The sequence below is a fragment of the Amycolatopsis sp. YIM 10 genome, assembly GCF_009429145.1.
Classification (GTDB): Bacteria; Actinomycetota; Actinomycetes; order Mycobacteriales; family Pseudonocardiaceae; genus Amycolatopsis.
Window position 1 is genome coordinate 8850944 of sequence record NZ_CP045480.1, and the last position, 12628, is coordinate 8863571.

The window sequence follows — 12628 nt, forward strand, 5'->3', positions numbered from 1 at the left end:
AGAAAGTGGCTTCACAGCGACTTGCCGCTGTGAAGCCACTTTCTTGTGTCCGCGATCAGCTCGCGCGGGGCAGGCGCACCACGGTGTTCGACGTGCGGTGCACGACGTCACCGGCCGGAGCGCGCACGTGTGCGTCCGCCGGCACGTCCTGCAGCACCAGCGACTGCGCCCCGATGAGTGCGTTGTCCCCCACCGTGATCGGCCCCAGCAGGCTCGCGTTCGCGCCCACGGTGACGCCGTTGCCGAGCTTCGGGTGCCGTCGGCCGTCGGCGCGGCCGCGGTCCTGCCACCAGCCGTACGAGCCCAGCGTCACCTGGTGGAACAGCGACACGTCGTCGCCGATGATCGCGGTTTCCCCGATCACCACGCCACAACCGTGGTCGATGAAGAACCGCCGCCCGATCCGCGCGCCGGGATGGATCTCGATCCCGCCGGTCAGCACCCGCGTCAGCATGCACACCGCGCGCGCCGACTTGAACCGCTCCTTGCGGTACAACCGGTTCCCCACGCGGTAACCGGCCAGCGCGAGCACCGTGGGGTGCAGCAGCGCCTCGCTCCGCGAGCGGATCGACGGGTCGCGGTCGATGATCACGTCCAGCAGTTCGGTGCTCGCGGCCGCCGCCCGGCGCAGCCGCCCGATCAGCCCCGCCATCAGCGGCCCCGCTTCGCGCCGAAGAACTGCTCCCGCCAGATTTCGTGTACCGCCAGCGCCCAGATGGTCAGCGCGGTGGTGTCCTCCGGCTCGGTCGCCTGCCGCGCGAACAACCGGTCGACCGCGCTCGCGTCGACCTGGCCCGCCGCCTTCAGCCGCGAACCCGCCAGCAGGTCCCTTGCGTACTCCCACAGCGGCCAGCCGGGGCTGAGCATCGCGGTGATGGGCAGGGTGAACGGCTGCTTCGGCCGGTTCAGCACCTCGTCCGGCAGCAGGCCGGCGGCCGCGGCGTAGAGCGTCCGCTTCACGCCGGTGTCGTCGATGCGCCGCCGGTCGGACAGCGCCCGGCCGAGCGAGACCACCGAACGCTGGCAGAACGGCAGCCGGACCTCCACCGAGCCGGACATGCTCAGGTGGTCCACCCGGCGCAGGTGGTAGGCGGGCAGCCGGTGCCCGAGCTCGAACTCGGTGATCCGCTCCAGCACCGAACCGTCGCCGGTGGCCAGCCTCGCGGTCGCGTCGGCGGGGATGGCGGGACCGGAGTCGGCCAGCACGGCGCGGTAGTCGTCGGTGTACAGCTCGTGCCGGGCGACCGCGGGCAGCACGCCCAGTGCGTCGAGATAGTTGTCGTACCAGGGTTTCCCGTACGCGTCGGCCCGGGTCGCCGCGGTCATCCGCGAGTAACCGCCGAACACCTCGTCGGCCGCGTCACCGGTCAGCGCGACTTTGAACCCGCTGTCCCGCACCGCGTTGAACAGGGCGTAGGTGCTCAGCGTGATCGGGTCGGCGTTGGGCTGCCCGAGGTGCCAGACCACATCGGCGAGCAGGTCCGGGAAGGTCGCCGGATCGATCTCCACCTGGTGGTAGTTCGTGCCCGCGCGGTCGGAGACCTGGCGCGCGAAGCGGCGCTCGTCGGCGGGCCAGTTGCCGGTGTAGGCGATGTTGAACGTGTGCAGCTCGGTCTCCGACTCGGCCGCCAGCGCGGTGACCAGGCTGGAGTCGAGCCCGCCGGAGGTGATGGTGGCGACCGGCACGTCCGCCGCCAGCAGCTGCCCGACCTCGTACCGCAGGCGCTCCTGGAGGTCCTGTGCCACTGCGGCGTCGTCGTCGGCGAGCACCTCGGCGACCGGTTGCTGACGGCGGTAGGTGCGCAGGCCCGAGTATTCGGTGCAGATCATCGTGGTCGACTGGGGCATGACCTTGACCCCGTCGAACATGGTCTGCTCGCCGAACGGGGTCTTGGTGGCCAGGTAGGCGTCCAGCCCGCCGTCCCACTCGGCCGGGGCTACCTCGCCGAAGCCCAGCAGCGCGGGCAGTTCCGAGGAGAAGTGCAGCGAGCGCGCGGCCGCGTTCCAGCGGTAGTACAGCGGTTTCATGCCGATGTGGTCGGTGGCCAGCAGCAGCCTCGGTTCCGCGCCACGCAGGTCGACCACCGCGATCGCGTACATGCCGTCGAGGTGGTCGACGAAGGCGTCCCCGTAGGCGTGGTAGAGCGCGGGGAGCACGTTGCCGTCGCAGTGGTCGTCGAACCGGTAGCCCTTCGCGGTGAGTTCCGCGCGCAGGCGCACGTGGTTGTAGATCTCACCGTTGAACACGACCTTGATGCGCTCGTCGAGTTCGTAGGGCTGGGTGCCGCCGTCGAGGTCGACGATGGCCAGCCGGTTGTTCCCGATCCCCCAGCCACCGGCTCGCGCGGTCCCGCGCCCGTCCGGTCCGCCGTGGTGTTGCAGTGCGGCGACCGTGCGCAACTCGTGCGGCGTCGCCTTCGCGTTGAAAAAACCGTAGATTCGACACATGGGCTTTTCGCTCTCCAGCCTCACAAGCGGCACGTCGATCACAAAGATCGCGTAAACCGCTCGATTCCGTGTCGAGTACGACTGAAGGAACTATTCCTCCGGCAGGAAGCGGAGAACCGGCAGCATGGCCTGTGAGTCCACTTGCGACGGATCGGGTTCTTCACAGTTGCGCAATTGCTTGCGCAACATTTCACCGTCGATGCCGGCACCGATCAGCACCAGCCGCGTGGCCGGTCGCTGCCCCGCCCAGCCCGATCGCCGCAGCCGCAGGAACGCACCCACGGTGTGCAGGGTGTACTTCTTGCCGTGCCCCGGCACGCCGAGGTTGACCTCACCCTTGATGCGGTAGATCCCGGCCGGCCGGTTTTCCATGAATTCCATGAACCGGCGGGGGTGCAGCGGCACCTCGGTCTCGAATTCGACGCTGTCGTACTTCGTGTGCGCGTGCTGCGAATGATCTTCGTCCGCGGCGTCCTCTTCGGACAGATCGAGGAAGGACAACTGCCGCGCGTACTCCTCGCGGCGCTCCGGCAGTTCGAACAGCATCGCCGGATCGATCCGGCCGTGCTCCACGCCGAGCACCGGCACCCCCTGCGCCAGTTCCTCGACGGTCTCGCGCACCCCGTCGGCGATGCGGTCGATCTTGTTCAGCACCACCAGATCCGCCAGCCGCACGTGCTCACCCAGTTCCGGGTGCTCCGCGCGGACGGTGTTGAACTCGGCGCCGTCGACCACCTCGACCAGACCGCCGTACTCGATGTGTTCGTGCTCACTCGCCAGCAGCAGCCGGATCAGCCCGCGTGGTTCGGCCAGCCCGCTCGCCTCGATCACGATCACGTCGAGGTCGGCGCCGGACAACCGCGCCAGCATGCCGTCCAGCCCGCTCGCGTCGACCGCGCAGCACAGGCAGCCGTTGTTCAGCGACACCATCGAGTCGACCTGGCCCGCCACCGCCATCGCGTCGATGCCGATGCTGCCGAAGTCGTTGACCACCACCCCGATGCGCGCACCGGAGCTGTTGTGCAGCAAGTGGTTGAGCAGCGTGGTTTTGCCGGCCCCGAGGAAACCGGCGACCAGCACGACCGGGATCTGCCTCCGCATTGCTTCACCCTACCGACGGCGTTGACAGCGCCGGGCCGGGACTGGAACCCTGGGCGGTGGAGGCCGAGAGGCGCTGCGACGGACCAGCTGGTCCGCCACGCTCGGCCTTCGCCAGACGAACGTACAAGGGCGCCTCCGAATCCGGAGGTGCCCTTTTCTGTTGTTCGGGGTCCCGGATAAAGACTGCGGGAGAGAAACACGATGAACGCGAAACTGCGCCAGGTGAACGGACTCGAGTTCGCGGTCGCCGATCTGGCACTGGCCGAATCCGGCCGCCACCAACTGCGCCTCGCCGAGCACGAAATGCCCGGTCTGATGGCGATCCGCGCCGAATACGCCGCCTCGAAACCGCTGAAGGGCGCCCGGATCGCGGGCTCGCTGCACATGACCGTGCAGACCGCGGTGCTGATCGAGACGCTGGTCGACCTGGGCGCCGAGGTGCGCTGGGTGTCCTGCAACATCTTCTCCACCCAGGACGAGGCCGCCGCCGCGGTGGTCGTCGGCCGCGACGGCACTCCGGAGAACCCCACCGGCACCTCGGTGTTCGCCTGGAAGGGCGAGACGCTGGACGAGTACTGGTGGTGCACCGAGCAGCTGTTCACCTTCCCCGGCGGGCACGCGCCGAACATGCTGCTCGACGACGGCGGTGACGCCACCCTGCTGGTGCACCAGGGCGTGGAGTTCGAAGCCGCGGGCGCGGTGCCGGAGCCCACCGAGGAGGACCCGGACGAATACCGGATCGTGCTGCGCACCCTGCGCGAAAGCCTGGCCGCCGACCCGAAGCGGTTCACCCGGATCGCCGCCGGGATCAAGGGCGTCACCGAGGAGACCACCAACGGCGTGAAGCGGCTCTACAAGCTCGCCGAAGAGGGCAAGCTGCTGTTCCCGGCGATCAACGTCAACGACTCGGTGACCAAGTCGAAGTTCGACAACAAGTACGGCATCCGGCACTCGCTGGCCGACGGCATCAACCGCGCCACCGACGTGATGCTCGGCGGCAAGCTCGCGGTGATCTGCGGTTACGGCGACGTCGGCAAGGGCGCCGCCGAATCGCTGCGCGGGCAGGGCGCGCGCGTGGTGGTCACCGAGGTCGACCCGATCTGCGCGCTGCAGGCGTCGATGGAAGGGCTGGAGGTGGTGCGCCTGGAGGACGTGATCGAAAAGGGCGACCTGTTCATCACCACCACCGGCAACCTGGACATCATCATGGCCGCCGACATGGCGCGGATGAAGCACAACGCCATCGTCGGCAACGTCGGCCACTTCGACAACGAGATCGACATGGCCGGGCTGGCCAAGGTGCCCGGCATCCGCAAGGTGGAGATCAAGCCGCAGGTGCACGAGTGGGTCTTTCCCGACGGCCACGCGATCATCGTGCTGTCCGAGGGCCGCCTGATGAACCTTGGCAACGCCACCGGGCACCCGAGCTTCGTGATGTCGAACTCGTTCAGCAACCAGGCGATCGCGCAGATCGAGCTGTTCACCAAGCCGGGCGAGTACACCACCGACGTCTACCGGCTGCCGAAGCACCTGGACGAGAAGGTGGCGCGCCTGCACCTGGACGCGCTCGGTGTGCGCCTGACCGAGCTGACCAAGAAGCAGGCCGAGTACATCGGCGTGGATGTGGCCGGCCCGTACAAGGCCGACCACTACCGCTACTGACCCGCTAAGTGGTTGGGGCGACGCTCACCGGGACGCCGTTGAACACGGCGTTCCCGGAGAGCACGTCCACCACCTGCTCGTCGGTCAGCGTGTTCGCGTTCACCCCCGGTTCGGTGGCCGCGACGCGCTGACCACGGCCGGAGTGGCCCCAGCCGTGCGGCAGGCTGACCACACCGGGCATGATCCCGTCGTTCGGCTCGACCGGCACCACCAGCTCACCGGCGGACGACCGGACCACCGCCTGCTCACCGAGGCCGAGCCGCTCGGCGTCGGCGGGGTTGACGTGCAGCGTGCACTGGTTGCTGCCGCCGCGCAGGCCCGGCACGTTGTGCAGCCAGCTGTTGTTGGACCGCAGCTGCCGACGCCCGATCAGCAGGAACTCCGGCGCCTCCTCGGCGAGCCGCGCGCGCAGGCGGGTGAGGTCGCCGGTGACCTCCGGCGGGCTCAGCTCGACCCGGCCGGACGGCGTGCAGATCAGCTCTTTGACCCGCGGCTCCAGCGGGCCGAGGTCGATGCCGTGCGGGTTCTCGCGCAGCTTCCGCAGGGAAAGGCCGTACGGACCGAGTTGCAGCATCGCGTCCAGCATCAGCTCGGGTCCGCTGTCGCCGGTGAGCCCGGCACGCATCTCCTCGGAACCGCCGGTCAGCTGGCCGACGATCATCTCGTCGAGCACCGAGGCCGGGGTGCTCGCGGGCTGCCCGGACACGATCAGCGTCAGCTTCGCCATGATCTCGGCTTCGGAGAGCTGGTCGTCCTCCAGCGGCAGGATCGCCGGGGAGAAGCGGGTGTAGTTCCGCACGGTCACCGTGAGCAGCAGGAAGTCGTAGTGCGGCATCTGCAGCATGCGCGGCGGCGGCAGGATCACGTTGGCGTGCTTGGTGGTCTCGTTCAGGTACGGGTCCACGCAGACCATGAAGTCCAGTTCGGGCAGCACCCGGTCCAGGCGCGGGCCGTTCGGCGCGGAGAGCACCAGGTTGCCCGCGATCGAGATGAGCGCCTTGACCTGGCCTTCGCCCGGGGTCTCGATCTCGTCGGCGAGCGTGGCCACCGGCAGCTCACCGAGCGTCTCGGGCAGGCCGCGCACGCGGCTGTGGAAGTTGCCGGTGGTGAACGCCTGGCCGGTGCGGAAGACCTCCAGCGCGGCGGTGCGGGTGAACATCACGCCGCCGGGCGAGTCGAAGTTGCCGGTCAGGATGTTGACCACGTCGACGAGCCACTGGGTGAGCGTGCCGAACTCCGAGGTGCAGGTCCCGATCCGGGTGTAGACGGCGGCGGTCGGCGCGGCGGCCAGCTCACGGGCGGTCCGCGCGATGTCGTCGGCCGGGATGCCGCAGATCGGCGACACCGCGGCCGGGGTGAACTCGGCGGTCAGCGCACGCAGCTCGTCGAGGCCGTTCACGTCCAGGGTGACCGTGTCGAGGTTCTCGGCGAGCAGGGTGTGGACCACGCCGAGCAGGAAGAAGGCGTCGGTGCTGGGCCGGATGAACAGGTGCTCGTCGGCGAACTTCGCGGTGCGCGTGCGGCGCGGGTCGACCACGGTGATCTTGCCGCCCCGGCGGCGCAGCGCCTTGAGCCGTCGCGGGAAGTCGGGGGCGGCGCAGAGCGAGCCGTGCGACTCCAGCGGGTTCGCGCCGATCACCAGCAGGTGGTCGGTGCGGTCCACGTCGGGCACCGCGATCGCCATCGGGTCGCCGAACAGGTAACCGCTGGCCACGTGCTTGGGCATCTGGTCGATGGTCCCGGCCGAGTAGACGTTGCGGCTGCCCAGCGACTGGGTCAGCGGCACCCGGTACATGAACCCGGCCATGGTGTGGAAGGTCGGGTTTCCGAAGTAGACGGACAACGCCTCGCGGCCGTACTGCTCCACCACCGCGTTGAGCCCGCGCTCCACCTCGGCGAACGCCTCGTCCCAGCTGACCTCGTGCCAGGTGTCGCCGCGCCGGACCATCGGGTGCCGCAACCGGTCCGGGTCCTCGTCGAGCTGCCCGAAGCTGGCGCCCTTGGGGCAGACGTAACCCTGCGAGAACGGGTCGTCCGGGTCGCCCTTCACCGAGGTGACCCGGTTGTTGTCGTCCAGCGTGAGCCGGAGGCCGCAGACGGCGTCACAGATGGAACAGGTCCGGTGCGCGGTTCTCATCGCCTACTCCCAGGGGTGGTGGTCCTTGCATCATTGCCCGGGGCGGGACGCCGGAATTCCTCTCGACTGCGGTCTTGCGCCGGTCCTGGGCCCGGCTGGCGCGATCATGAAGATTTCCTCATCATCGCTTCATCCGGGTTTTTCCGAGCGGGCGGAAGGTGGGTGGCATGACCAAGGGCCCGCGTCTGCTGGCGCTGATCGCCGTGCTCGCCCTGCCGGTGGGCGCGGCGATCGTGCTGCTGCTGCTCGCCGATCCGGAGCCGCCGAAGGAACCCGCGACCGTGCGGATCGGCGAGTCGGCGACGTTCGCGCCCCCGCCTCCGTCGGCGACGCCGGTCCCGCCGAGCACGAGCGCGGCGCCTTCGGACACCTGGCTGCCCCCGCCCCCGCCGGTGGACGACGACGATCTGGACGACGACAACGATGACGACGACTGACCCGCGGCGCATCCCCGCGCGGGTCCGCATCATGGGCTGGTTCGTGCTGGTGATGGCCGCCGGGCTGACCGCCGTGGTGCTGCTGGTCGCCGAGTTCGAGTACGACGCCATCGACGACCGGGTGAACCGCAGCCTGGACCAGGACGCCGAGGAGTTCCGCACCTTCGCCGCGAGCGCGGTCAGCCCGGACGGGCAGCCGCTGCGGGACCCGGAGCAGATCCTCACCCTGCACCTGAGGACCCAGTACACCGATCCGGCCGAGGTGCTGATCGGCGCGGTCGGCACGCCGGAGGCGCCGCGGCTGGTGTTCCAGGGGCGCAAGGAGCACCAGACCGTGAACCAGGACGTGGTCCGCCAGATCATCACGACCGACGACTCGACCGGCACGGTCGCCACCGCGGGTGGCACGCTGCGCTGGTCACGTGTGGAGATGCTGCCCGCGAACAGTGGCGACGAGCCGGCGGGCTGGTTCATCAGCGGCTTCTTCACCGACGCCGAACGGCCGGAGGCGGCGTCCACGGTGCGCTCGCTGATCGGGATCAGCGCGATCGCGCTGGTGCTCGGGGCCGGGATCTCGTGGTTCGCGGCCGGGCAGATCCTGGCGCCGATCCGGACCGTGCGGCTGACCGCGGCGCGGCTGACCGAGCACGACCTGACCCACCGCATCCCGGTCGACGGCCGCGACGACATCGCCGCGCTCGCCGAGCAGTTCAACGCCATGCTCGACCGCCTGGAGCAGGCGTTCCGCACCCGGCGCGAGTTCCTCGACGACGCCGGGCACGAGCTGCGCACCCCGATCACCATCGTGCGCGGCCACCTGGAACTGCTCGGCGACGACCCGGCCGAACGCGCCGAGGTGGTCCGGTTGTGCACCGACGAGCTGGACCGCATGGCCCGCATCGTCGACGACCTGCTTCTGCTGGCAAAAGCAGGTCAGCCGGACTTCCTGCGGCCGGAGTGGACCTCGGTGCCCGAGCTGACCAGCGACCTGGACGCGAAGGTGCGGGCGATCGCGCCGCGGGCCTGGTCGCTGGAGGCGATCGGCGAGGGCGAGGCGTGGCTGGACGGTCAGCGCGTCACGCAGGCTGTGGTGCAGCTCGCGCAGAACGCGGTCCAGCACACTTCGGACGGTGACGTGATCCGTCTCGGGTCCTCCCTGATCGGGGACACGATCTCGTTCTGGGTGACCGACAGTGGCGCCGGGGTGCCGCCGGAGGAGGCGTCGAAGATCTTCGAACGGTTCTCCCGTGGTGCCTCGGGCGTCAGGGATCCCAACGGCGCCGGGCTCGGCCTGGCCATCGTGAAGGCCATCGCCGACGCGCACCACGGCCGGGTGCTGGTCCATTCGCCGCCGGGCGAGGGCGCCACCTTCGGCATCGAGCTACCTGGAGGTGCGCGGTGAGCCGCATCCTGATCGCCGAAGACGAGCAGCGCATTGCCTCGTTCGTGGAGAAAGGCTTACGTGCCAACGGTTTCAGCACCACGATCGTGACCGACGGCGACGCCGCGCTGGCCAGCGCGGTGTCCGAGGACTTCGACCTGGTGGTGCTCGACCTGGGCCTGCCCCGGCGCGACGGTTTCGCGGTGCTGACCGCGATGCGTGCCGCGGGGAAGTTGACTCCGGTGATCATCCTGACCGCGCGTGATTCGGTGGGTGACACGGTGGCTGGTTTGGAGGGTGGCGCGGACGACTACATGACGAAGCCTTTTCGGTTCGAGGAGTTGCTGGCGCGGATCCGGTTGCGGCTGAAGCCCGCTGGTGGGGCGCCGGAGTTGACTGTGTTGCGGCACAACGGTTTGTCGCTGGATCTGCGGACGCGGCGGGCGCAGACTCCGGAGTCGACAACGGATTTGACGGCGCGGGAGTTCGCGTTGCTGGAGTTGTTCTTGCGGCATCCGGGGCAGGTGCTTTCGCGGGAGCAGATCCTGTCGCATGTATGGGGTTACGACTTCGATCCTGGGTCGAATGTGGTGGATGTGTACGTGCGGACTGTGCGGCGGAAGGTGGGGCAGGATCGGATTGCGACTGTTCGGGGGATGGGGTATCGGTTGGTGTGATCGTTGTTGTGGCGGGGTGGTCGCCTGTTGCTGCCGGGTATCGGTTTTGCTGCCGGTGTGTGCCGTGGATGATGTGGCTAGCGCAGAAGACCGGCGGCCGGTTCTACGCGGTTTCGGCCGCTGTGTTTGGCGGTGTACATGGCGGCATCTGCCGTTGCCAGCAGGTCCTGCACGGTGAGGCCGTTCTCCGGGGCCAGAGCCGCCCCGATCGAGATGGAGACGTGGCCGGTGGCGACCGGCAGGGCGGCCACACCCCGTCGCAGGCGTTCGCCGACGGCCAGCAGTTCCACAGCGGTGATGTCCGGCAACGCCACCACGAACTCCTCCCCGCCGAACCGGCCGACCAGATCACCCGAGCGCACCCCGGCGGTGATCGCCTTCGCCACGGCCTTGAGCACGGCGTCCCCCGCACCGTGCCCGTGTTCGTCGTTGATCCGCTTGAAGTGGTCCAGATCGATCATCAGCACGCCGAACGTGCCACCGCGGCGGCTGGTGCGGTCCAGCGCGTGCGTGGCGAAGTCCGTCCACGCCGTCGCGTTGAGCAACTGGGTTTTGCCGTCGGTCTCGGCCGCCTTCCGGAACCGTGCCACCTGTGCCGACCGCCCCAGCACGGCCAGGACCGCCGGGACGCCGACCAGCAGCACCGCCGGGGTGTCCATCACGCAAGCCGCCAGCAGGCCGAGGCCCATCGCGCCGACCTCGAGGATCTGCTCACCGAAGCCACCCACCACATCACGCACCCGGGTGCGCGGCTCGGACAGCAGTTTCACCGCGCAGATCAGCGCGTAGTTCACGAACCAGCGCATCGCGCCCGCGGCCACCACCACGGCCACCGCGCCCGCCGTGGCCGGGACGCCCGGATCGAGCGTCAGCACCACCACCGCGGCCTGGTTCGCCAGCAGCACCGTGCAGGCCGAGTACCACCAGCGATGCGGCTTCATCGTGCCGCGCCGGTGCCACACCCGGAACCACATGTAGCCGTAACCGAGCACTACCATCGCGCTCGCCAGCACCGGGGGCAGCACGATCACCGCGGCGAAGTTCCACACGCTCGTGGTGCTCAGGTACGGCCCCGAGCCGGCCGCGATCTCCCGTTTGCGCTCGATCGTCCTGGACAGTTCGACGTGCGCGAGCAGGCAGGCGCCGAGCAGCGCGAAACCGCTGAGCCCGGCGGCGTCCACCGGCGCAAGCCGCGCGGTGCCCGCGGTGGCCGCGAGCGCCGCCACCTCGACGGCAAGCACCCACACCACGACCTGGCGTGGTGCTGACCAGAGGGCCCAGCCGGTGGGGCGGCGGAACGAACCCATATCGTCACAGTAACCAACCGATCACGGTTTGTGTACAGGGCAGGTCATACCCGATCCTGAAACCACCCGGACAGCCGAGTGGCTCCGGGATCCCGCCTGGTGGGGGAGGTGAGCAGCCGTGCGCGAGAACAACTGGTGACCCCGAAGCGTCCACACGCCGGTTCCTCAGTACGAGAAGAGGTGACATTCCCCATGCGCAAGCAGGAGAACAACTGGTGACCGTGCAACGGCCGCCCCCCGTCCGCGCCCGGCCTCCAGGTCAAGTGCCGGCCGCGGACGGGGATGCCGTCGCCCGGCGCCACGCTCCGGCCGCGAGCACCGCGGCCAAGGTGCCCACCGCGGCGGTGATGCCGATGGCCACGGCGGGACCGGTCAACCCGGCCAGCGCCCCGGTCGCCACGATGCCCAGCCCCTGCGCCACCCGCAGCGCCGCGCCCGCCAGGCCGAACGCCTGCCCGAGCAGTTCCTCCGGGGTCTCCCGCACGAACGCCGCCTGCGTGACCATGTCGTGCGCCGACGCCACCCCGCACAAAGTCCACAACAGCAAGGAAATCCACAGTTCGGGTGCGACGAACGACGGCAGCAGCACCAGGCAGCTGACGATCGCGAGTGGACCCAGCAGCCGCAACCGCCAGCGTTCCGGCACCCACCGCGCGAGCACCAGGTTGCCGACCACGGTCCCGGCCGGATTCGCCACCAGCAGCCAGCCTGCCCCGGCCGCACCCGCGCCGATCTGCTCGGCGTACGGGATCGCCAGTCCTTCCGGCGCGGTGTAGAACCCCGCCACACAAGCCAGTAGCAGCAACGTCCGCAGCTTCGGCTGCCGCGAGATCAGCCGCGCACCCGCGCGCGCCCGCGCCCACGGTGTCATCCCGGCGACCGGTCCCATTCGGACGTCCGCACGCACCCCGACGGCGATCACCAAGGCGGACAACAGAAAAGTCGCCACGTCGACCAACAGCACCACGGGCACTCCGAGCAGCGCGACCAGTCCCCCGCCCAGCGGCAACCCGATCAGCAGCGCCACCTGGAACGTGGTACTCACCACGCTCACCCCGAGATCGTGCAAATCCAGTGGCCGCAACCACTTCACCAGCAGCGAGGCACGCGCGGCGGAGAACGGCGCGGACAGCAGCTGCACGGCGAACACCGCCGCGCACAAGGCCACAATGGACAGTCCGGGCACGAGCATCACCGCGACCAGCCCGGCGCGGACGAGGTCCGCGGCGATCAGCACCGCGCGCGCCGGGTACCGGTCCGCGAGCCCGGCGAGGAAAAGTCCGCCGAGCAGGTCGGCCAGAAAGGTCAGCGCCCAGGCGAACGCGGTCCACCCCGCCGATCCCGTGCGCTCGAAGACCAGTACCGCGAGGGCCACCCTGGCGAGCTGGTCGCCGGCCACCGAAACCACCTGCGACAACCACATCGCGGTGAACGACGGCACCCGGAAGACCGCGGCGTAGGACGCGCGGGCCACGGCG

10 protein-coding genes and 1 riboswitch are annotated in these 12628 nt (G+C 69.5%); of the genes, 4 read left to right on the forward strand and 6 right to left on the reverse strand.

Annotated features, from left to right (window positions below; genetic code table 11):
• Positions 1-55 precede the first annotated feature (55 nt).
• From epsC to YIM_RS40910, 3 genes are all read right to left on the reverse strand, one after another.
• Positions 56-652, reverse strand: a complete 597-nt coding sequence (gene epsC, locus YIM_RS40900; protein ID WP_153035462.1) for a serine O-acetyltransferase EpsC — start codon at positions 650-652, stop codon at positions 56-58.
• Entirely contained in the window at positions 652-2448 is a 1797-nt protein-coding gene (gene asnB, locus YIM_RS40905) for an asparagine synthase (glutamine-hydrolyzing) (RefSeq protein ID WP_153035463.1), read from the reverse strand. Before asnB ends, epsC begins: the two co-directional genes overlap by 1 nt.
• Positions 2449-2538: 90 nt before the next feature.
• Positions 2539-3549, reverse strand: a complete 1011-nt coding sequence (locus YIM_RS40910) for a GTP-binding protein (protein WP_153035464.1) — start codon at positions 3547-3549, stop codon at positions 2539-2541.
• Between the two features lie 59 nt (positions 3550-3608).
• A riboswitch (S-adenosyl-L-homocysteine riboswitch) is annotated at positions 3609-3691 on the forward strand.
• A 59-nt stretch (positions 3692-3750) separates the two neighbouring features.
• Between YIM_RS40910 and ahcY the strand changes: the two genes are divergently transcribed.
• On the forward strand, positions 3751-5211 hold the full coding sequence (gene ahcY / locus YIM_RS40915; protein ID WP_153035465.1) for an adenosylhomocysteinase: 1461 nt from the start codon (positions 3751-3753) through the stop codon (positions 5209-5211).
• Positions 5212-5215: 4 nt separating this feature from the next.
• Here ahcY and YIM_RS40920 read toward each other — a convergent pair whose 3' ends face one another.
• Positions 5216-7348, reverse strand: coding sequence for a molybdopterin oxidoreductase family protein (locus YIM_RS40920; protein WP_153035466.1), 2133 nt, complete (start codon positions 7346-7348; stop codon positions 5216-5218).
• Between the two features lie 167 nt (positions 7349-7515).
• Here YIM_RS40920 and YIM_RS40925 point away from each other — a divergent pair, with 167 nt between their 5' ends.
• Genes YIM_RS40925 through YIM_RS40935 form a run of 3 tightly spaced genes read left to right on the forward strand, consistent with a single transcriptional unit; the run spans position 7516 to position 9843 of the window.
• Complete coding sequence (locus YIM_RS40925) at positions 7516-7785, forward strand: small hydrophilic protein (protein WP_153035467.1); 270 nt, start codon at positions 7516-7518, stop codon at positions 7783-7785.
• Positions 7772-9187 (forward strand): HAMP domain-containing sensor histidine kinase, encoded by a 1416-nt coding sequence (locus YIM_RS40930; RefSeq protein ID WP_153035468.1) that lies wholly within the window; start codon positions 7772-7774, stop codon positions 9185-9187. The genes YIM_RS40925 and YIM_RS40930 overlap by 14 nt, the downstream gene beginning before the upstream one ends.
• Positions 9184-9843, forward strand: coding sequence for a response regulator transcription factor (locus tag YIM_RS40935; protein ID WP_153035469.1), 660 nt, complete (start codon positions 9184-9186; stop codon positions 9841-9843). Before YIM_RS40930 ends, YIM_RS40935 begins: the two co-directional genes overlap by 4 nt.
• Before the next feature lie 77 nt (positions 9844-9920).
• Here YIM_RS40935 and YIM_RS40940 read toward each other — a convergent pair whose 3' ends face one another.
• Both YIM_RS40940 and YIM_RS40945 read right to left on the reverse strand, forming a co-directional pair.
• Complete coding sequence (locus YIM_RS40940) at positions 9921-11150, reverse strand: GGDEF domain-containing protein (protein WP_153035470.1); 1230 nt, start codon at positions 11148-11150, stop codon at positions 9921-9923.
• Positions 11151-11409: 259 nt separating this feature from the next.
• Positions 11410-12624, reverse strand: coding sequence for an MFS transporter (locus tag YIM_RS40945; RefSeq protein WP_153035471.1), 1215 nt, complete (start codon positions 12622-12624; stop codon positions 11410-11412).
• Between the last annotated feature and the right edge of the window lie 4 nt (positions 12625-12628).

What these genes read in the sequence shown, in the direction of transcription:
- epsC (WP_153035462.1), bottom strand. Translation starts at nt 652, where the DNA reads ATGGCGGGGCTGATCGGGCGGCTGCGCCGGGCGGCGGCCGCGAGCACC.
- asnB (WP_153035463.1), bottom strand. Translation starts at nt 2,448, where the DNA reads ATGTGTCGAATCTACGGTTTTTTCAACGCGAAGGCGACGCCGCACGAG.
- YIM_RS40910 (WP_153035464.1), bottom strand. Translation starts at nt 3,549, where the DNA reads ATGCGGAGGCAGATCCCGGTCGTGCTGGTCGCCGGTTTCCTCGGGGCC.
- ahcY (WP_153035465.1), top strand. Translation starts at nt 3,751, where the DNA reads ATGAACGCGAAACTGCGCCAGGTGAACGGACTCGAGTTCGCGGTCGCC.
- YIM_RS40920 (WP_153035466.1), bottom strand. Translation starts at nt 7,348, where the DNA reads ATGAGAACCGCGCACCGGACCTGTTCCATCTGTGACGCCGTCTGCGGC.
- YIM_RS40925 (WP_153035467.1), top strand. Translation starts at nt 7,516, where the DNA reads ATGACCAAGGGCCCGCGTCTGCTGGCGCTGATCGCCGTGCTCGCCCTG.
- YIM_RS40930 (WP_153035468.1), top strand. Translation starts at nt 7,772, where the DNA reads ATGACGACGACTGACCCGCGGCGCATCCCCGCGCGGGTCCGCATCATG.
- YIM_RS40940 (WP_153035470.1), bottom strand. Translation starts at nt 11,150, where the DNA reads ATGGGTTCGTTCCGCCGCCCCACCGGCTGGGCCCTCTGGTCAGCACCA.